The 18,858-nt window shown below is 69.9% G+C and carries 17 protein-coding genes; 7 read left to right on the top strand and 10 right to left on the bottom strand.

The window, feature by feature from the left end:
- The first annotated feature begins 174 nt into the window (after positions 1 to 174).
- Both ACSMXV_RS33860 and ACSMXV_RS33855 read left to right on the top strand, forming a co-directional pair.
- Positions 175 to 1,386 (top strand): RCC1 domain-containing protein, encoded by a 1,212-nt coding sequence (locus ACSMXV_RS33860; RefSeq protein ID WP_473174931.1) that lies wholly within the window; start codon positions 175 to 177, stop codon positions 1,384 to 1,386.
- A gap of 130 nt (positions 1,387 to 1,516) precedes the next feature.
- A complete protein-coding gene (locus ACSMXV_RS33855; protein WP_473174930.1) occupies positions 1,517 to 2,110 on the top strand; it encodes a hypothetical protein in 594 nt (197 codons plus the stop codon).
- Between the two features lie 44 nt (positions 2,111 to 2,154).
- Here the strand turns inward: ACSMXV_RS33855 and ACSMXV_RS33850 are convergent, their stop codons facing one another.
- The 5 genes from ACSMXV_RS33850 to ACSMXV_RS33830 form a co-directional block, all read right to left on the bottom strand.
- Complete coding sequence (locus ACSMXV_RS33850) at positions 2,155 to 3,180, bottom strand: ABC transporter ATP-binding protein (protein ID WP_473179149.1); 1,026 nt, start codon at positions 3,178 to 3,180, stop codon at positions 2,155 to 2,157.
- Positions 3,181 to 3,242: 62 nt separating this feature from the next.
- Positions 3,243 to 4,430 (bottom strand): ABC transporter ATP-binding protein, encoded by a 1,188-nt coding sequence (locus ACSMXV_RS33845; RefSeq protein ID WP_473174929.1) that lies wholly within the window; start codon positions 4,428 to 4,430, stop codon positions 3,243 to 3,245.
- Positions 4,427 to 5,278: an ABC transporter permease gene (locus ACSMXV_RS33840; RefSeq protein WP_473179148.1), complete on the bottom strand. Its 852-nt coding sequence runs from the start codon at positions 5,276 to 5,278 to the stop codon at positions 4,427 to 4,429. The genes ACSMXV_RS33845 and ACSMXV_RS33840 overlap by 4 nt, the downstream gene beginning before the upstream one ends.
- A gap of 32 nt (positions 5,279 to 5,310) precedes the next feature.
- A complete protein-coding gene (locus ACSMXV_RS33835) occupies positions 5,311 to 6,267 on the bottom strand; it encodes an ABC transporter permease (RefSeq protein ID WP_473174928.1) in 957 nt (318 codons plus the stop codon).
- 26 nt (positions 6,268 to 6,293) lie between these two features.
- On the bottom strand, positions 6,294 to 7,862 hold the full coding sequence (locus ACSMXV_RS33830) for an ABC transporter substrate-binding protein (protein ID WP_473174927.1): 1,569 nt from the start codon (positions 7,860 to 7,862) through the stop codon (positions 6,294 to 6,296).
- A 373-nt stretch (positions 7,863 to 8,235) separates the two neighbouring features.
- On the opposite strand from ACSMXV_RS33830, the gene ACSMXV_RS33825 reads away from it, so the two are divergent.
- From ACSMXV_RS33825 to ACSMXV_RS33815, 3 genes are all read left to right on the top strand, one after another.
- Positions 8,236 to 8,937, top strand: coding sequence for a hypothetical protein (locus tag ACSMXV_RS33825; RefSeq protein WP_473174926.1), 702 nt, complete (start codon positions 8,236 to 8,238; stop codon positions 8,935 to 8,937).
- Positions 8,938 to 9,288: 351 nt separating this feature from the next.
- Positions 9,289 to 9,990, top strand: a complete 702-nt coding sequence (locus ACSMXV_RS33820; RefSeq protein WP_473174925.1) for a sigma-70 family RNA polymerase sigma factor — start codon at positions 9,289 to 9,291, stop codon at positions 9,988 to 9,990.
- A 3-nt stretch (positions 9,991 to 9,993) separates the two neighbouring features.
- Positions 9,994 to 10,209, top strand: a complete 216-nt coding sequence (locus ACSMXV_RS33815; RefSeq protein WP_473174924.1) for a hypothetical protein — start codon at positions 9,994 to 9,996, stop codon at positions 10,207 to 10,209.
- 30 nt (positions 10,210 to 10,239) lie between these two features.
- Here ACSMXV_RS33815 and ACSMXV_RS33810 read toward each other — a convergent pair whose 3' ends face one another.
- Positions 10,240 to 10,941, bottom strand: a complete 702-nt coding sequence (locus tag ACSMXV_RS33810) for a DUF4232 domain-containing protein (protein ID WP_473174923.1) — start codon at positions 10,939 to 10,941, stop codon at positions 10,240 to 10,242.
- 198 nt (positions 10,942 to 11,139) lie between these two features.
- Here ACSMXV_RS33810 and ACSMXV_RS33805 point away from each other — a divergent pair, with 198 nt between their 5' ends.
- Positions 11,140 to 12,399 (top strand): acyl-CoA dehydrogenase family protein, encoded by a 1,260-nt coding sequence (locus ACSMXV_RS33805; RefSeq protein WP_473174922.1) that lies wholly within the window; start codon positions 11,140 to 11,142, stop codon positions 12,397 to 12,399.
- A gap of 385 nt (positions 12,400 to 12,784) precedes the next feature.
- On the opposite strand, the gene ACSMXV_RS33800 is transcribed toward ACSMXV_RS33805, so the two are convergent.
- Positions 12,785 to 13,591 (bottom strand): class I SAM-dependent methyltransferase, encoded by an 807-nt coding sequence (locus ACSMXV_RS33800; protein ID WP_473174921.1) that lies wholly within the window; start codon positions 13,589 to 13,591, stop codon positions 12,785 to 12,787.
- Between the two features lie 236 nt (positions 13,592 to 13,827).
- Here ACSMXV_RS33800 and ACSMXV_RS33795 point away from each other — a divergent pair, with 236 nt between their 5' ends.
- On the top strand, positions 13,828 to 14,484 hold the full coding sequence (locus tag ACSMXV_RS33795; RefSeq protein WP_473174920.1) for a hypothetical protein: 657 nt from the start codon (positions 13,828 to 13,830) through the stop codon (positions 14,482 to 14,484).
- A gap of 42 nt (positions 14,485 to 14,526) precedes the next feature.
- Here the strand turns inward: ACSMXV_RS33795 and ACSMXV_RS33790 are convergent, their stop codons facing one another.
- From ACSMXV_RS33790 to hydA, 3 genes are all read right to left on the bottom strand, one after another.
- A complete protein-coding gene (locus ACSMXV_RS33790) occupies positions 14,527 to 16,101 on the bottom strand; it encodes an NCS1 family nucleobase:cation symporter-1 (protein WP_473174919.1) in 1,575 nt (524 codons plus the stop codon).
- A 184-nt stretch (positions 16,102 to 16,285) separates the two neighbouring features.
- Positions 16,286 to 17,308: a TIGR03842 family LLM class F420-dependent oxidoreductase gene (locus tag ACSMXV_RS33785; RefSeq protein WP_473174918.1), complete on the bottom strand. Its 1,023-nt coding sequence runs from the start codon at positions 17,306 to 17,308 to the stop codon at positions 16,286 to 16,288.
- Between the two features lie 33 nt (positions 17,309 to 17,341).
- Positions 17,342 to 18,745, bottom strand: a complete 1,404-nt coding sequence (gene hydA / locus ACSMXV_RS33780; RefSeq protein WP_473174917.1) for a dihydropyrimidinase — start codon at positions 18,743 to 18,745, stop codon at positions 17,342 to 17,344.
- Positions 18,746 to 18,858: the final 113 nt, after the last annotated feature.

Raw genomic sequence — 18,858 nt, 5'->3', positions numbered from 1 at the left:
TGAGGGCGACGGTTTCGGGACGCGGTACCACGTTCCGGAAACGCGCTCAGTGCTGTTAGCCCGAACAGCGGGAGTCTGATCGAACGCATCGCGAGCGGACGGCCTCAAGCCGTGGTCCAATGCGCCGATGCACCCTGCGTGAGAGTTCTGCTGTACCTACTCCGACGTGCCGGAATGCGCACTGACCGCCGCCGGGGAGCGCGGTTCACACGGGTAGCGGCGCTGCTGTCCGTGGCCATCGGGTTCCCGATGATCGCCCTGCTTCCGAGTGCTTCCGCCGAGCTGTCCGGGAGATCCACCGTGCCGGCGAGCGCCGCGAGGTCGGCCGAGGAATTCGGCGTCGGCAGGCTGTACGCGTGGGGAGACAACGCCGGGGGGCAGCTGGGTCTGGGTGACAAGACCGACCGCCCCAGCGCTACGCAGGTGGGCACCTTCAGCGACTGGCAGCGGGTGGCGGTCGGGCCGGGGCATTCGTGCGCCGTCCGTCTGGACTCGCTGTGGTGTTCGGGGATGAACAACTTCGGTCAGCTGGGGCTCGGCGACAACACTCAGCGCCTCACGATGACGCAGGTCGGCGCCAGTACGACCTGGGCGGCGATCGCCATCGGCGAGAACCACACCTGCGCGACCCGGGCGAGCGGGACGCTGTACTGCTGGGGCAGGAATCAACTCGGCCAGCTCGGACTGGGTGACACCGTCAACCGCAACACTCCGGTCCAGGTCGGCACTGCCTCGGACTGGGTGGCCCTCTCGGCAGGGTTCGACTACACCTGCGGCATCCGAGGCGACCGCACCCTGTGGTGCTGGGGACGGAACACCAACTACCAGCTCGGTCTGCGCGACAACGTCAACCGCAACGTCCCGACCCGGGTGGGCACTGCCGAGTGGGCAGACATTGCAGCAAGTTATACGCACACATGCGGGACCCGTATGGACCAGACGCTGTGGTGCTGGGGGGAGAACACCTACGGCCAGCTCGGCCAGGGCGACAACGTCGACCGCACCGACCCCGTCCAGGTCGGTACCGGCATCACCTGGGCGTCTGCCGCCACAGGACGCCTCCATACGTGTGCCACCCGGTTGAACGGAACGCTGTGGTGCTGGGGACGCAACGCCAACGGCCAGCTCGGGCTCGGTGACGCGACCGACCGCAACAGCCCCCTCCAAGTGGGTACCGCCACCTATTGGGCGACCGTCTCTGCCGGCCGGGCGCACACCTGCGGGGTGCGCGTCGGGAACATCGTGTCGTGCTGGGGCGCCAACGCAGACGGGCAGCTCGGCATGGGCGACACGACCGCCCGCAACACACCCACCCAGATTCCCGGGCTGAGGGCCCGCCCGATGAGAACAGGGTCCAACTCCTACAGCAACCAGTCGGTGAGCTGAACTCGGCCGGATTCGGTCCAGCAGGATGAACCGTGCAGCCGACTTCACCCAGGAGACGCAAGCCTCGGAGATCCACCGGGTTCAACCGGCTAGTCATTCACCCATGGCAATGAATGGATCAATCACGGACATGCGAAGGTCTCGGGTGAAACTGGCGGCCTACGTGTTGCCCGTACCGATCGGCCTGGTCCTCAGCGGCGGTCTGGTCTGGCACGCCTCCCATGCCGCCTTCTCCGGACGGACGACCAACTCCGGGAACTCCTGGACGGCGGGCTCGATCAACCTGACCAACGACAGCGACGGCCAGCCCATGTTCAACCTCACGAACATCACGCCGGGCGACACGGGGACCAGATGTATCGCCATCACGTCCCAGGCCACCGTCCCGACGAACATCAAGCTCTACACATCCACGGCCAACCCGCCGGCCAACGACATCAGCCCGTACATCACCGTCACCGTCGAGGACGGCACCGGCGGCTCGTTCGACTCCTGCGACGGCTTCACGCCCGCCGGCGCCGTCGACTACAACAACACCCTAGAGAACCTCACCACCACCCGCACCAACTACGCCAACGGCATCGGCCCCTGGGCGCTCACCGGAAACCCGCCCGAGACCAAGACCTACCGCATCACCTGGACCTTCAGCGCCACCGCCCCCGACTCCACCCAGGGCGGCTCCACACCCAACGTGAACTTCACCTGGGAAGCCCAGACCGCCTAGGGTCTGCTGCAAAAGTGGATCTTGTTCGTAGACGGTCACGTCGGTCAGTCGGCGGTGGGAGAGTCCGCTCCCGTTCCGGCCGTACCCGCCTGCGGTGGCGCGGACGCGTCCGGTGCCGTGCCGTCGTCTGCGACCAGGTGGCACGACACCTCCCGGCCGCCGCCCGGCAGGACCCGCAGCTGCGGCACCTCGGCACGGCAGCGTTCGACGGCCAGCGGACAGCGCGTGTGGAAGCGGCAGCCGGGCGGAGGGTCGAGCGGGCTCGGCAGTTCGCCACTCAGCACGATGCGCTGCCGCGAGCGCTGCTCGGCCGGGTCCGGAACGGGAGCCGCGGACAGCAGCGCCTGGGTGTACGGGTGCTTGGGATGGGCGAACAGCTCGGCCGTCGGGGCCTGTTCGACGATCTGGCCGAGATACATCACGGCGATCCGGTCGGCGAGGAACTCGACGGCCGCGAGGTCGTGCGTGATGAACAGGCAGCCGAAGCCACGGTCGCGCTGCAGATCGGCGAGCAGGTTGAGCACCGACGCCTGCACCGAGACGTCGAGTGCCGAGGTCGGCTCGTCGGCGACGAGCAGGTCGGGGTCGACGGACAGCGCGCGGGCGACGGAGATGCGCTGCCGCTGCCCGCCGGACAGTTCGTGCGGATGCCGGTGGGCGTGCTCGGGGCGCAGCCCGACCTGCTCGAGGAGTTCCGCGACACGCGCGCGTGCCGCTTCCCCCTTGGCCAGACCGTGCAGTCTCAGCGGTTCGGCGATGATCGACCCGACGGTCATCCGCGGATCGAGCGACGACGAGGGGTCCTGGAAGACGAGGTGGAAGTCCTTGCGCAGGGGGCGCAGGGCGCGCCGCGACATCCGCGTGATGTCGGTGCCGTTGATGCGTACGGTGCCGCCGGTGGGCTCGTCGAGGCGGACCGCACAGCGTCCGACGGTGGACTTGCCGCTGCCCGACTCGCCGACGAGGCCCACGACCTCGCTGCGGCCGACGGACAGGGTGACGCCGTCGGCGGCGCGTACAGTGCCGCCGGAGCCGCTGAAGTGGCGTTCCAGACCGACGAGTTCGAGCACGGGGTGCGGCGCGCGCCCGTCGGTGGTGTCGGCGGTGGCGGTGGTCGCCGTGTTCGCGGTGGTCACTGTCCGGCCTCCTGGTTGATGCGCTGGAGCGCGACGTCGTGCGGGTGCCAGCAGGCCGCCCGGTGTGCGGCGTTCGCGCCCACATCGGCCGCGACGGCCTTGAAGCCCGGGCGGCCCGACGTGCACTGGTCGTCCGCGAACGCGCAGCGCGGGGCGAAGGTGCAGGCGTCGGGTTGTTCGTCGAGGCTCGGAACGAGGCCCGGGATCTCGGGCAGCCGGCGCTTGCCGGCGGGCCGGAGTGCCGCTCCCGGCACCGCCGCCACGCCGGGTTCGAGCACCGCACCCGGCCCCGCTGCCACTCCCCGCCCGGCCACCACGCCAGGCCTGAGCACCGCGCCGAGCAGCCCGCGCGTGTACGGGTGCCGGGGAGCCTCGAACAGCTCGTGCACCGGGGCTTGTTCGACGGGCCGTCCCGCGTACATCACGAGGACCCTGTCGGCGATGTCCGCCACGACCCCCAGATCGTGGGTGATGAGCACGACGGCGGTCCCGAGGCGTTCCCGCAGGGACTGCAGGACCTCGAGGATGCCCGCCTGGACGGTGACGTCGAGGGCGGTCGTCGGCTCGTCGGCGATGAGCACGGCCGGGTCGCAGGCGACCGCGATGGCGATCATCACACGCTGCCGCATGCCGCCGCTGAGCTGGTGCGGGTACTCGTCGATGCGCTGCCGGGGTGCCGGTATGCCCACCAGGTCGAGGAGTTCGACGGCACGCGCGCGTGCCTGCTTCTTCGTCAGACCCTGGTGGCGGCGGAGTACCTCGCCGATCTGGCGTCCGACCGTCAGGACCGGATTCAGCGACGTCATCGGCTCCTGGAAGATCATCGCGATGTCCTTGCCGCGGACCCGCCCCAGTTCCTTGTCTCCGGCCCCGGCGAGTTCGCGGCCGGCGAGCCGGATCGACCCGGTGATGCCCGCCGTGGGTGGCAGCAGCCCCATCACGGCCATCGCGGCCACGGACTTGCCGCATCCCGACTCGCCCACCACGGCGAGCACCTCACCTGCCGCGAGGTCGTACGACAGGTGGTCGACTGCGTGCACGGTGCGGTCGCCGGACCGGAACGACACCGACAGGTCCCGCACGCTCAGCACGGGGGCGTCCGGGGCCACCGCCGCGGCGGTGGCAGCGCCGGCAGGCACGCCGGCGGTGGTGTCCGGGGTCTCGGGGGCGTCAGGCATACTCATCGGGTGCCTCCACGGGGATCGAGGACGTCGCGCAGCCCGTCGCCGAGCAGATTGAACGCGAGGGTCGCCGCGACGATGGCGAGGCCGGGGAAGACCGCCATCCAGGGCGCGGGCGCGAGGAACGCCTGGGCGCTCGACAGCATCACGCCGAGCGAGGGGTCGGGCGGCTGCACGCCCAGGCCCAGGAAGCTGAGCATGGCCTCGCCGATGATCGCGGACGGAATGCCGACGGTGGCCTGGACGATGAGCGCAGAGGTGGCGTTGGGCAGGATGTGGCGCAGGAGCACGGTTCCGTCGCCGCCGCCGTTGGCGACGGCCGCCGCCACATAGTCGGCGTGGGCCAGGCGAAGCGTCTCCGCGCGCGTGATCCTGATGACTGCGGGCGTCTGCGCGATGCCGATCGCGATCGTCGCATTGGTGAGCGAGGGCCCGAGGACCGCGGCCAGTCCGACGGCCAGCACCAGGAAGGGGAAGGCGAGCAGGGTGTCGGTGAGCCGGGAGACGGCGCTGTCCGCGACTTTGCCGTAGTAGCCCGCGAGCAGGCCGAGCGGTACGCCGACGAGGAAGGCCAGTACGACCGCCAGCAGGCCCACCTGCATGGAGGCGCGCGCCCCGTGGATGACACGGGAGAGCTGGTCGCGGCCGAGGTCGTCGGTGCCGAGCCAGTGCGCCCAGCTGGGTGCGGACAGCGCGTTGTCGAAGTCGGGCCGAGCGGGGTCGTAGGGCGCGACGAGAGGTGCGAACAGGGCGGCGAGGACGAACACGGCGGCGATCACGGCACCGGTCATCGCAAGCCGGTTGGTGCGGAGGGCCTTCAGCTTGGCGCTGCCGGTTCCCCTGGCCCTCATGTCCCGTATCGCTGTCGCGACGGCTGCCGTGGTCACCGGGCTGCACCTCCGAGCCGGATGCGCGGGTCGATGGCCGAATAGGCCACGTCGACCAGCAGGTTGATCAGGATGTAGGCGGCGGAGGTGCACAGCACCACGCCCTGCAGGGTCGCGTAGTCGCGGGTGAAGACGGCGTCGATGGTGAGCTTGCCGAACCCGGGGAGGACGAAGATCTGCTCGGTGACGACCGCGCCCGAGATGAGGTGGCCGAGTTGGAGGCCGAGCACGGTCACCACGGTGACCAGGGAGTTCCTGAGCGCGTGCCCGCCGATGACCTCGCGCCGTGACAGTCCCTTGGCCCGGGCGGTGCGTATGTAGTCGGCGGAGAGCGAGTCGAGCATGGCCGCCCTGGTCTGCCGCATGACGACGGCCGCGAGGCCCGAGCCGAGGACCACGGCGGGCAGCACCATGCGGCGCAGGTTGTCGAGGGGATCCGTGCCGAAGGGTACGTAGCCGGAGGCCGCGAAGACGGGAACGGCGATGGCGAAGCCGAGGACGAGCACGATGCCCAGCCAGAAGGTCGGAACGGACAGCCCGAGCAGCGCCACGGCATTGGCGAGCCACTCCTCGGGCCTGCCGCGCCGGACGGCCGCGACGACGCCTGCGCCGATGCCCAGTACGACCGCGAACAGCAGGGACAACGCGGCGAGTTCGAGGGTCACGGGCAGTGCCTCGGTGATGGCGTCGGAAACCGGGAGTCCGGTGCGCGACGAGGTGCCGAGGTCTCCGGTGAGGGCGTGTCCGACGAACCGTCCGTACTGGATCACGATGTTGTCGTCCAGTCCGTACTCGGCACGGATCGCGGCGAGCGCCTCGGGGCTGCGCTCCTCTCCCGCGAGGGCGAGCGCCGGGTCGCCGGGCAGGGCACGGATGCCCGCGAAGACCACGACGGAGACGAGCATGAGCGTGATGACGCACTGGCGCAGGCGTGTCAGGAGATACGCGGCCATGGGGTTCCGTGGAGCGGGGAGCTTCATCATCGGGCGTACCCCGCGTTCCTGACCCGGACCAGGCCGTCACCGTAGACGCGGACGCCTGCCACGTCCTTGCGGGCGACGACGTAGTTCTTTTGCCGGTAGAGGTAGATGAGGGCGTGCTCGTCGTTGACGCGGCGCGTCAACTCGTCGTAAATGCGAGCTCGTTCGTCCGGGTCGGCCTCGGTCCGGCCGCGGTCGATCAGGTCGTCGATCTTGGGATCGGAGATTCCGTAGGAGTTCATGGCACCCCGGGTCTTCAGGAAGCTGGCGATGTTGCCGTCCGGGTCGAGCCGCCCGGACCAGCCGCTGAGGTAGGCGTCGTAGTCGCCGGAGTCGGCCTCTTCGAGGAGCGTTGCGTACTCGGTGGGGCGCAGGGTGACGTCGAACCCGGCCTCCTTGGTCATGGCCTGGATGACCTGGCCGACGCGGTTCTGCTCGGGCGTCGTGGAGACCTTGAGCTCGAGCCGCACCGGGCTCTTCACGCCCGCTTCCTTCAGCAGCCGCTTCGCCTCGGCGACGTCCCGCCCCGGGCACTGCGACGCCTTGACGCCGGGCGCGACAGCGGATTCAGGCGATATCGGGCCACATGCAGGTTCGTACATGCCCTGGAAGACGACCTTGTTGATCAGACGGCGGTCGATGGCGAGCTCGAAGGCTGCACGCACGCGTGCGTCGCGCGCGAGGGGCGTGTCGATACGGCCGGGCTTCTCACCGAGGCCCTTGACGTTGCCCACGTTGAGGCCGATGCCCTGGTAGCCGAGCGAGGGCGAGTTGAAGAGCTGGAGCTCCGGCTCGGTGAGGGCGCTCCGGACGTCGACGGGGGTCATCTGGTCGCCGATCTGGATGTCGCCGGAGCGCAGGTTGGCGAGGCGCACGTTGCCGTCGGGGATCGGCCGGTAGACCACCCTGTCGAGGTGGACCGTGTCGGCGTCGTAGTAGTTCGGGTCCTTGGCCAGCACGATGCGGTCGCCGCCGACACGTTCCTCGAAGCGGAACGGGCCGACACAGGACGGGTGGTTGGTGAAGTTCTTGCCGTACTTCTTGAGCGCGGCCGACGACATCACCATGCCGGAGCGGTCGGCGAGTACGGCGGTGAGCGGGACGTACGGCTGCTTGAGGGTGAGCTTGACCGCGTACCGGCCGGTGGCCGCGGCGCTCTCGAGCGGAGCGAGTTCGGTGGCGCGGGCGGAGCCCGGCAGGTCGCGGTGGCGCAGCAGGGAGGTGACGACGGCGGCGGCGTCGAGCTTGGTGCCGTCGCTGAACCGGGCGTCCTTGCGCACGCTGAAGGTGACCGTCCGGCCGTCGGGTGAGGTCTTGGGCAGGGCGGTGGCGAGCTGGGGGACGACGGTGCCCCTCTGGTCGACGTCGTAGAGCTTCTCGCACATACCGGCGAAGACCGTGCGGCCCACCAGTGTCTGCGCGAGCGACGGATCGAGCTTGTCGGGATCGGACGCGAGCGCGACCGTGAGGGTGCCTCCCTCGCGTACGGGACGGTCGTCGGCCATGCGCTCCCCGCCGACCTCGGTCGCCGAGGACTGCAGGGAGCCGCAGCCCGCCGTTGTGGACAAGACCAGGACAACTGCCGTCAGGGCAACGGCTGTTCGGCGCACGAGGACAGACCTCCGGCGGGGGGATGCGACGATCAAGGAATACCGTGGAACGTATTTCGCATACATTCGATGCTCAAGGGGTCCGACCGGAAGGGCTGCGGGAAACCTGTGAAGTTTGAATGTCACAGCGCGACATAAAGGTGCACGCTACACACATTGACCTGACCGTCGCGTGGAAACGGGCCGCGGGCCGATCGCGTTGACGCACAGGGCGATCGCGTTGACGCACAGGCGATCGCGGTGACACACGCGCGATCGTGACGACGCGCGGGCCGTACGAATGCCGCGACTTGCCGCGCGTACCGGCCAGGCGGATGGCACGATGGCCGCCATGACCACCGGGCCCGGCTTCCGCCTCGCGCGCTCCGCGATCTTCGCGGGCGCCTGTGTGGCGACGACGGGCCTGGGCCATGCGTTGATGTCCGGTGATGCGCTGCCGGGCCGGGTCGTCGGGTCCGCGTTCGCCGTCGTCGTCCTCGCCACGTGGTTCCTGACCGGGCGTGAGCGCGGGGGTGCCATGGTGACCGGCGCGACCGTGGTCACCCAGATCGCGCTGCACCTGGCCTTCACCCTGGCCTCGCCGCAAGCGGGCCTTGACGCCACGTCCTCGACGGCTCATCACATGGCCGGTATGGGGACGGGCTCGGGCATGAGTACGGGCTCAGGTGCGAGTACCGGCATGGCCCACATGCACCACGCCATGGACTCGGCCTCGATGGCGTCGGGTCATGCGCACATGGCGTCCGGCCATGGCACGTCCCTCGGGATGGTGCTGGCCCACGCCCTGGCCGGGCTGCTGTGCGGCCTGTGGCTGTGGCGGGGCGAGGCCGCGGTGTTCCGGCTCGGCCGGGCGCTCACCGCGTTCCTCTTCGCGCCGCTGGAGCTGGCCGTCGGCGTGTTCACGGCGGCAGCGGTACATCAAGCGCCCGTCTCCGTGCGGCCGTTCCGTCGCGGCGGCCACCGGCTGCGCCGTCTGCTGCTGCGGCACGCCGTCCCACGCAGGGGTCCGCCGGTACGTCCGGTCTGCGTCTGACGCCCGTCCCGGCCACGGCCGGTGACGTACCGGAGTACCGGCGCGCGAGCGGCGTACCTGCGTATGTGCGTACGTGCTTGAGCGCCGGGTCTTCTTGAGACCCCGTGGCTCTCCGAGTGCCCCGCCTCTGCCTGTCCTGCTCCTGCCTGACCTGCCCGCTGTCTGCCCTGCGGCAGCCTGTTCAGTCCGGCCATCGGTTGTCCGTGGCCTGCGCTGACGCGCCGTCGGGGACGGGAGTGGCGGTGGGCCGGTCACGGACACGGGACGGGGCCGTGTGCCCCGGAGGGCTGCCCGCCGACGGAACCGCGCCCCCGCGCGCCGGTTCCGCCCGCATGCGAAGGACAGTTCGCGATGACCCCTTCCCTGATACGGCCACCGCGCGGCCGCACCCGACCGCACAGCGACACACAGGTCACCGAGTGGGCTCTGGCCGCCCGGGACGGCGACCAGGAGGCGTTCGAGAGTTTCGTCCGTGCCACCCGCGGCGACGTGGGGCGCTTCGTCGCCTATCTCCGTGGCGATGGGGATCCGCACGGAACCGACGACCTCACCCAGGAGACCTATCTGCGGACGCTCACGGCGCTGCCCCGGTTCGCGGGCCGGTCGTGCGCGCGCACCTGGCTGTTGGCGATCGCCCGACGCGTCGTCGTCGACCGCTATCGCTCGGCCGCCGCCCGTCCGCGTATCGCCGACACCCGCGACTGGCAGGCCGCGGCGGAGCACACGCAGGCCGGTGGCCTGCCCGGATTCGACGAGGGTGTGGCCCTGCTCGACCTGCTGAGGTCGCTGGACGCGCCACGCCGGGAGGCGTTCGTGCTCACCCAGCTCCTCGGTCTGCCCTATGCGGAGGCCGCCTGCGCCGTCGGCTGTCCGGTCGGCACCGTGCGTTCCCGGGTGGCCCGGGCACGCGAGGACATGAACGCGCTGCTCCGCCAGGCGGAAGCGCCGCACCCACCGAAACCGACGGTCCCGGACCGCAGGTCCGGGGGGCACATACCGTCCGCTTCCCCGGCCCGTCGTGTCCCACATCCCCAGATTCCACACGGAGGTTGAACCATGACAGACACCAACGGCCTCGAGCCGGTCGCCGCGTTCTGCGGCAACTGCAACTGCGGCTGCCCGCAGCTGTACGTCGACCCGAACGCTCCCGCCGATCGCCGTGTCGTCCTCACGGACGACTTCGGGCAGCGCGTGCAGATGAGTGCGGACCAGTTCGCCTCGCTGGTCGACGAGGCCAAGTCGGGCGCCCTCGACGCCGTACTGAAGGCCTGAACGGGGCGGCGCGGCGGTGCGCTTCGAAGCTCACCGCCGCGCCGCGGCCCCTTCCGTCGGGGCAGCCGTCACAGGACGTGCCGGGGCGGTTTCGTCCTCAGCCATGTGCCACGCGGTGGTGCCGAGTTCTCCCTCGGGCCCGATGTCGAGCGGGTCCGCCACACGTACGGTGACGGGATCGTCGCCCGCCGCGGGCGCGATCCGCAGATACGTGCCGGCCTGGGCTCCCATGCGCCAGAGCAGGTTCGTCTGCGCCGACTCGCCGGGGTCCAGGATCAGCGGCCCCGGTTCCGCGTCCTCCGGCGGGGCCATGGGAATGGAGCCGGTTCCCTGGACGGCCTTCACCCCGTCCATGACCTTGCCGTTCTCGTCCAGGACGCGGACGGACGGATAGCCGTTCAGGCGGTACGGCTGCTTACCGCAGTTGGTGAGGGTCACCGTCTGAGCGCGCAGTCCCATGGCGCCGTTCACCGGGCCCGCCGAGATGCGCACACCCGATGTGGGACAGGCCGTCTCGTCCTGGACAATCCCGCTCGGGCTCGGAACCTGCCCGGGCGACCGTACCGACGTGGGCGGCGCGGACGACGTCGCCGACGGCTCGGGCCTGCGCTCGGGGTTCCGCTCGCGATCAAGCTCGGCCGACAGACCACACCCGCTCGCCGCGATTGCCGACAGGGCGGTGACGACGGCGAACAGGACCGGTCGTATCCGTATCCCCCGTATCGCAGTCACCCGCCGAGCTACCGCAGTCATACGCCGATCTACCGCAGTCACGCGCCGATCATCGCACGCGCCTTCGATCGAGGCGGCGGAACCGAGATCGTCATGGGAGCCGCGGAAGCGAGATCGTCTGGAGCGGCGGAAGCGAGATCGTCGAAGTGACCGACGATCGCCTTGTCCGGCCGGACCTCCCGGGCGACCGTGGAGAGTATGAGCGTCGCCGACCGTACGTATCTTCCGGTCCCCGAACCCGACCTGACCGAGGCCGAGTTGGTCGAACGGGCCGTGGCACTTCGGCCCGTCCTGCTGGAACGCCAGCAGGAGACCGAGCGGCTGACCCGCTATCCGGCCGCCACCCACGAGGACTTCCTGCGGGCCGGCTTCTACCGCACCCTGCAGCCGCGCCGCTGCGGCGGCTACGAGTTCGGCCTGCCCGCCTTCTACCGCGTCGTCGTCGAGATCTCCCGCGGCTGCCCGTCGACGGGCTGGGCTCTGTCGCTGGTCTCCGCCCATGTGCTGCAGTTCGCCTCACTCTTCGGCGAGGAGATCCAGACGGAGGTCTTCGGCGCGGACGGCGAGTTCCGTGCCGCGTCCACCGTCATGCCGATCGGCGTCGCCCAGCCGGACGGCGACGACCACTACATCCTCGACGGCACCTGGCCGTACTCGTCGGGCGCGCCCTACTCCACGCACTACGTGGGCCAGACCCTGCTCGCCCCGGAGAAGGAGGGCGATCCCCCGGGCCCCTTGCTGCTCTTCGTGGCGCCGCGGTCCGCGTGGACCGTGGTCGACGACTGGCACGGCACGCTCGGCCTGCGCGGAACCGGCTCCAACAGCATCCGCATCGACCGCGGTCGGATCCCCGCCCGACTGACCCTTCCGGCGAGCCTGCTCGACCTGCCCGTCGAGGGCGGCACCCCTGGTTCACGGCTGCACGGCAACCCCATGTACGCGGGCCGGGCGGCCAGCTTCTTCCACGGCGAGCTGGCCTCGTTCATGGTGGGCACCGCCTATGCGGCCGCCGACGAGTACGCGGCGATCATGTCGGGCCGTCCGCTCGCCACCGACCCGGAACGCACCCGCGCCGAACTCCCGGACTTCCAGCGCTACCTGGGCCAGGCACTCGCGAAGATCTCCACGGCGGAAGCGGCCGTGCGCAGTGCGGCCGAGGAGTACATGGAGGTCTGCCGGCGCAACACCTCCGGCGAGGCCCCCTTCACCATGGCCGAGGACGACCGACTCGCGGCCGTGTTCCTCACCGCGGGCCGGCTCGCCTGGGAGGCTCTCGACATCCTCTACCGGACCGCGGGCTCCCGGCACGCCCGCGACGGAGCACGCATGCAGCGGTACTTCCGGGACGGGGCGACCTACTTGAGCCATGTAGCGCCGAACATGGCCGATCCGCTGGCCCAACGCATCGGTTCAGCCCGGGTGGGTCTGCCGTTCGACCACATTCCGCTGATCGCCTGACCCGCGGGCTCCTCTCCGGGCAACGGTGTTCGTCACCGGCCGAGACCACACGGCCGACAGCGTCGCAGGACGTGTCCGGTGTGAGCCGCCCGATGAGGGGCCCGCTTGCGGGCATGGGGCGCCGGCCGACCTGGTGCCCGAGCAGGCGGACGGGAGCGGTGTCATGGAAGGCCGACCTCTAGCGCTCCAGTGTGCGCCGCGCATGCCGCTCCAGGGCGCCTGCCCGGACAGTCCTTCTCCGTGAACCGCGGTCATCAGGAGGTGACCGTCGCGGTACTCCCGGGCCTCGAACTCCGCGCCGGCGAGCACGGTCCTGACCAGTCCCCGCGGCGCCGCCACACGCAGGGAGAGGGCCGGGGAGGCCGCGATGAGACGCCGCCGCCGTTCAGGCGCGCCGCCCCACGCTCAGGAGGTGGCCGCTGATGCCCAGCAGGGTGGGCTCCGACTCGATGCGGCGCGTGGCCGCCAGTACGGCCTCGCGGCGGTCCTCGTCGTCCAGCCACTCCTCGACTCCGCCCATCAGCCAGGCGGCGCCCTCCAGGCCGTACTGCCCCACGGGCACGAGCCCCGCGTCGGTGAACTCGCCCGGGACCTCGGCCGGGTCGGCGAAGTACGCGGTGGTGAAGAGCGCGTCCTCGCCGCCGGAGCCGTGCCGTCCGTCGGCGGCGTAGGCGTCGGTGCGGACGCGGCGGATCGGGTCGAAGTACCGCTCCTCACGGAGCACGTCGTGCAGTCCCGCGTAGCGGTTGATGGTGGCGGCGGCCACGAGACCGCCGGGGCGGACGGCACACCGGGCCTCGGCGAGGGCACGCACCCGGTCCTCCCGCTCCGGCAGGTGGTAGAGGGGGCCGAGCAGCAGCACCATGTCGTACGCGCCGTCGTCGGCGGGCAGCGCGCGGGCGTCTCCGAGGCGGGCGCTGACGCCCGGCAGCCGGTCCGCCTGCTCCACATGGAGCGGGACGGGGTCGATCAGGTCGACCGTGTACCCGTCGTGGGCCAGCCACTCCGCGTGGACGCCGGTGCCGCCGCCGACATCGAGTACGCGCGCGGGAGGTCCGGGAAGATGTCGCCGCAGCACTTCCTGGGTGCGCCAGAACTCCAGTCGGCCTACGCCACCTCTCAGACGTGCGTCCTCCTTGCCCTGGGCGTAGTAGTCGAGGATCTCTTCTCGTACGGAGGGCGGTTGCGTCATTGCACCAGGCTGCTGAACAGGGGCGAAGGCATGCAACTGGTTTCGCGGCCGTGCGGTACGGGCAGTCGGCCGGCCGCAGGCACCAAGCGAGGCTCGGCAGGGTGCGGAGCACGGGACCACAAACGGGGCTCCCCTGTCGCCGCACAGCGACTCATGTGAAACTGTCGTCCCGTCCGCAGTGCGGGCCAAGCCCCAGTGCGGTTGCCCGTCTGCCACCGACCCCCGAGAAGTGACCCGTGCGTACTCTTCCTCTGCCGCTCACTCTCACCGCGCGCCTGCTGCCCGTCGCGCTGCTCGCCATCACGGGCTGGGCCTGGACCTCTGACCCGGGCGCCTCACCGGCCGGGCACACCGAGTCGCCGTCGGGCGGCGGAGCGACGCCCTCGGCGTCCGCGACTGCAGTGGCGGTGCAGACGCACCGCAAGCCTCCCGAACCGTGCGACAGTATTTCAGACAAAACACTCAAGTCCCTGGTACCGGGCGCCAAGACGGCGGGCAAGGAGCTGGCCTCGACCGACAAGTCGGTGCGCCGCACCTGCTCCTGGAACGCGCTCAAGGGCTACGACTACCGGTGGCTCGACGTCACCTTCGAGATCAAGGACAACGACGCGGCGGCCGAGAAGGCCTACAAGGACCGCATCGCGGAGAAGAGCGGCGGAGGGGCGGTCCCCGGTCTCGGCGACACGGCGTACTCCGTCGTGAACCTCACCACCGAGGACAAGCAGGAGACGCGCGAGGGGGTGGTGATCGCCCGCGCGTCCAACGCATTGGTGATCGTCACGTACAACGGCAGTGACTTCGAGACGAAGAAGGCGCCCAGTACGGACGAGATCAACAAGGGTGCCATCAAAGCCGCCAAGGAGGCGGTGGCCGCGTTGGAGGACGGCCAGTAGAACCGACCGTCCTCCACAGCCAAAGCATGCCCGGCAAGGCCTCTACACCTCGGCCCGCTCCTCCCCCCGCCCGGCCATCAGCACCACGTACAGCACCAGCGCCGACGCCAGACCGATCGCCCAGCCGTAGTCCGCGAGCGGCTTGAGGAACGGGATGAGGCCGTCCACCGGGAACGGCCCCTGCTTCACGCCCTTCGCGTCGACGGTGGAGTAGGACCCGCCGACCGCCAGCAGTCCGCCCACCGCGAAGGCCAGGATCGCCCTCCAGTTGAAGCCGGACGCGTACCAGTACCGGCCCTCGCTCTTGTAGAGGTCGGCGAGGTGCAGCACCGTGCGGCGCACGATCCAGTAGTCGGCGATGAGGATGCCGGCCACCGTGCCGAGGAGACCGCCGACCACACCGAGCCAGGTGAAGATGTAGAACTCGGGCGTCGAGATCAGCTTCCACGGGAAGATCAGCACACCGATGACGCCGGTGATCAGCGCACCCGTACGGAAGTTGATGAGCTTCGGGGCGAGATTGGCCAGGTCGTACGCCGGGGAGACGACGTTGGCCGCGATGTTCACCGAGATGGTGGCGACCAGCACGGTGATCAGCGCGAAGAGCAGGCCGAAGACGTTGTCGGCCTTGGCGGCCAGCGTCACCGGGTCCCAGATCGCCTCGCCGTAGATGGCCTCCGAGCCTGAGGTGACCAGCACCGCGAGGACCGCGAAGAGGGTCATGGTGGTGGGCAGGCCCAGGGACTGTCCCCAGATCTGGGCGCGCTGGCCGGCGCCGAAGCGCGTGAAGTCGGGGATGTTCAGCGACAGGGTCGACCAGAAGCCGATCATGCCCATGAGGGATGGGAAGAAGACGGTCCAGAAGTCGGGGCCCCAGCCCAGCTTAGACGGCTGGTCGAGCAGGTGGCCGAAGCCGTCCGCCTTGACGGCGATCCAGATCAGCAGCACGAAAGCGCCGGCGATGACGAACGGCGCGGCCCAGTTCTCGAAGTGCCTCAGGAAGTCCATGCCCCGGTAGATGATGGCGATCTGCAGGGCCCAGAAGAGGACGAAGCACAGCCACAGCGGCCACGGGTTGCCCGCGATCTGACCGGCCTTCTCCCACTCACCGCCGGTGAGCTTGGAGCCGAGGGCGAAGATGCCGCTGCCGCCGATCCAGGTCTGGATGCCGAACCAGCCGCAGGCGACCCCGGCCCGGATCAGTGCGGGGATGTTGGCGCCGCGCACGCCGAAGGATGCGCGGGCCAGCACCGGGAACGGGATGCCGTACTTCGGTCCCGCATGGCCGGTGGCCAGCATCGGCAGCAGCACGATGATGTTGGCCAGGGCGATGGTGAAGACCGCCTGCTTCCAGTCCATGCCGATGGCCACCAGACCGGACGCCAGGGTCCAGCTGGGGATGCAGTGGGCCATGGAGATCCACAGGGCGGCGAAGTTGTACGTCGTCCACTTGCGCTCGGCGAGCGGTACCGGGCGCAGGTCCTCGTTGGCGAAGGGGCTGTGTTCCGGGTAGGCGCCGGGGCTTATCTCCACACGGCCGTCGGCGGCTGTGATCTGAGAGGCCGGGAACTGGGCGGCGGGCTGCGGCGGTGGGCCCGTGGGGACGGTGTCGGTCATGAGCAGGCCAATCAGTGAGGAGTGTAGGGAGAGGCCGTGCCGTGCGGGGATGGCCGGTGCCCCTCCCCCGGGACCGCGGGAAGGGGACGACAAGAGGGCTAGCGCTGTGGGCAGTCGTCCCGCAGGGCGGGACGGGTGGGCACAGCCCACGACGGCGGGCACCGCAAAAGGTCGGGCTACCAGGTCACCCGGCGAGAACCGCCGGGATGACCGTAGATCCATACGCGTCGATGACGCGCTCCTGCGCATCGTGCATGTCGTACACCGCGAACTGATCGACCCCCAGCTCCTGCAGCGCCTTCATCTTCTCGACGTGCTTCTCGACCGGGCCGATCACACAGAACCGGTCGACGATCTCGTCGGGGACGAAGGCGGTGTCGGGATTGTCGGCGCGACCGTGGTGCGAGTAGTCGTAGCCCTCGCGGGCCTTGATGTAGTCGGTGAGTGCGTGCGGCACCATCTCCGAGTCCGAGCCGTACTTGGACACCAGGTCGGCGACGTGGTTTCCGACCATGCCTCCGAACCAGCGGCACTGGTCGCGGGCGTGCGCGAGCGCCTCCGGGGAGTCGTCCTCGGTGACGTACGCGGGCGCGGCCACGCAGATCTTGACGTCGGACGGGTCGCGTCCGGCCGCGACGGCCGCGTCCTTGACCGCCTTCACCATCCACTCGGTGAGGAACGGGTCGGCGAGCTGCAGGATGAAGCCGTCGGCCTCCTCGCCGGTCATCTTCAGCGCCTTCGGGCCGTAGGCGGCCATCCAGACGGGAAGGTGCGCGTCCTCCTTCGCCCAGGGGAACCTGATCACCGTCCCGCCGAGGTCGGCCTCCTGGCCCGAGCCGAGGGCGCGGATCACCTTCATGGCCTCGCTGATACGGGCCAGCGTGTTGGGCTTGCGGCCCGCGACGCGCATCGCGGAGTCGCCGCGGCCGATGCCGCACACGGTGCGGTTGCCGTACATGTCGTTGAGGGTCGCGAAGGTGGAGGCGGTGACCTCCCAGGTGCGGGTGCCGGGGTTGGTGACCATCGGGCCGACGGTGAGTTTCTGGGTGTTCGCGAGGATCTGGCTGTAGATGACGAAGGGCTCCTGCCACAGCACACAGGAGTCGAAGGTCCAGCCGTGGGTGAAGCCGTTGCGCTCTGCACGCTTCATCAGGCTGATGACGCGGGAGGCAGGGGGGTCGGTCTGCAGGACGAGTCCGAAGTCCATGGCACCACTCCTAAGTGCTCAGTGTGCTCAGTCTCAGTTGAGGTACTGACAGGTGGAGCGGGGGGTGTAGACGCCGTGTCCGGCACGCCCGGTGAACTCCCGCTCGGTGATGACGAGTTCGCCCCGGGACAGCACGGTCTCGACACGTCCAGTGATCCGCTTCCCCTCGTACGCCGAGTAGTCGACGTTCATGTGGTGCGTCTCGGCGGAGACGGTCTGCTCGGCGCCCGGGTCGTAGATGACGACGTCCGCGTCCGCACCGGGCGCGATGGTGCCCTTCTTCGGATACAGGCCGAACATCCGGGCCGGGGTCGCGCAGGCGATCTCGATCCAGCGGCGACGGCTGATGTGGCCGTCGACGACGGCCTGGTGGAGCAGGTCCATACGGTTCTCGACGCCCGGCAGACCGTTGGGGATCTTCGAGAAGTCGCCGCGGCCCAGCTCTTTCTGGCCGACGAAACAGAACGGGCAGTGGTCGGTGGAGACGACCTGGAGGTCGTTCGTCCTGAGGCCACGCCACAGGTACTTCTGGTGCTCCTTGGGCCGCAACGGCGTGGAGCACACGTACTTGGACCCCTCGAAGTCGGGCTCCGCGAGGTTGTCCGTGGACAGGAACAGATACTGCGGGCAGGTCTCGCCGAAGACGTTCAGGCCCTCGTCGCGCGCCTTGGCGAGTTCGGCGACCGCTTCCATGGCCGAGACGTGCACGACGTACAGCGGGGCGCCCGCGACCTGCGCGAGCTTGATCGCGCGATGGGTCGCCTCGGCCTCGAGGAGCGCCTTGCGGACCTCGCCGTGATACCTCGGATCCGTCTCACCGCGGGCGAGGGCCTGCTGCACCAGGACGTCGATCGCGATGCCGTTCTCGGCGTGCATCATGATCAGCCCGCCGTTCTCGGCGGAGCGCTGCATGGCGCGCAGGATCTGGCCGTCGTCGCTGTAGAAGACGCCGGGGTATGCCATGAACTGCTTGAAGGAGGTCACGCCCTCCTCCACCAGCAGGTCCATCTCCTTCAACGTGTCGTCGTTGACGTCGGAGACGATCATGTGGAAGCCGTAGTCGATCGCGCAGTTCCCGTCGGCCTTCGCGTACCAGGTGTCGAGGCCCTCGCGCAGGGAGTGGCCGACGCTCTGCACCGCGAAGTCGATGATCGTGGTGGTACCGCCCCAGGCGGCGGCCCGGGTGCCCGTCTCGAACGTGTCGGAGGCGAAGGTGCCGCCGAACGGCAGCTCCATGTGCGTGTGCGCGTCGACTCCGCCGGGGATGACGTACTTCCCGGTGGCGTCGATGGTGCGGTCGGCCGTCCAGGCCTCGGCGGCCGGGGTTCCGTGCGCGGCGAGGGCGGCGATACGGCCGTCCTCGATCAGGACATCGGCATGGATCTCGTCGGCGGCGGTGATGACGAGGCCACCGCGGATGACGGTGCGGCTGCTCATTCTCCCTCGTTTCCTCGTGGGGATCCTCGTAGGGAAGGTGGTCCCGCGGGCCCGGCTCCCACAGGTGCCGGGCCCGCGAACCTGCTGCTCATCGGCCCGCTCGGGAGCCGGTC

It is taken from the genome of Streptomyces sp. DSM 42067 (assembly GCF_055792885.1).
Note: the sequence above shows the minus strand (reverse complement) of the source record. Positions and strands in the feature narration are given on the sequence as shown.

Coding starts and splice junctions, on each gene's coding strand:
- ACSMXV_RS33835 (WP_473174928.1), bottom strand. CDS start 6,267: ATGGCCGCGTATCTCCTGACACGCCTGCGCCAGTGCGTCATCACGCTC.
- ACSMXV_RS33855 (WP_473174930.1), top strand. CDS start 1,517: ATGCGAAGGTCTCGGGTGAAACTGGCGGCCTACGTGTTGCCCGTACCG.
- ACSMXV_RS33820 (WP_473174925.1), top strand. CDS start 9,289: ATGACCCCTTCCCTGATACGGCCACCGCGCGGCCGCACCCGACCGCAC.
- ACSMXV_RS33840 (WP_473179148.1), bottom strand. CDS start 5,278: ATGAGGGCCAGGGGAACCGGCAGCGCCAAGCTGAAGGCCCTCCGCACC.
- ACSMXV_RS33790 (WP_473174919.1), bottom strand. CDS start 16,101: ATGACCGACACCGTCCCCACGGGCCCACCGCCGCAGCCCGCCGCCCAG.
- ACSMXV_RS33860 (WP_473174931.1), top strand. CDS start 175: ATGCGCACTGACCGCCGCCGGGGAGCGCGGTTCACACGGGTAGCGGCG.
- hydA (WP_473174917.1), bottom strand. CDS start 18,745: ATGAGCAGCCGCACCGTCATCCGCGGTGGCCTCGTCATCACCGCCGCC.
- ACSMXV_RS33805 (WP_473174922.1), top strand. CDS start 11,140: ATGAGCGTCGCCGACCGTACGTATCTTCCGGTCCCCGAACCCGACCTG.
- ACSMXV_RS33845 (WP_473174929.1), bottom strand. CDS start 4,430: ATGAGTATGCCTGACGCCCCCGAGACCCCGGACACCACCGCCGGCGTG.
- ACSMXV_RS33815 (WP_473174924.1), top strand. CDS start 9,994: ATGACAGACACCAACGGCCTCGAGCCGGTCGCCGCGTTCTGCGGCAAC.
- ACSMXV_RS33785 (WP_473174918.1), bottom strand. CDS start 17,308: ATGGACTTCGGACTCGTCCTGCAGACCGACCCCCCTGCCTCCCGCGTC.
- ACSMXV_RS33800 (WP_473174921.1), bottom strand. CDS start 13,591: ATGACGCAACCGCCCTCCGTACGAGAAGAGATCCTCGACTACTACGCC.
- ACSMXV_RS33825 (WP_473174926.1), top strand. CDS start 8,236: ATGACCACCGGGCCCGGCTTCCGCCTCGCGCGCTCCGCGATCTTCGCG.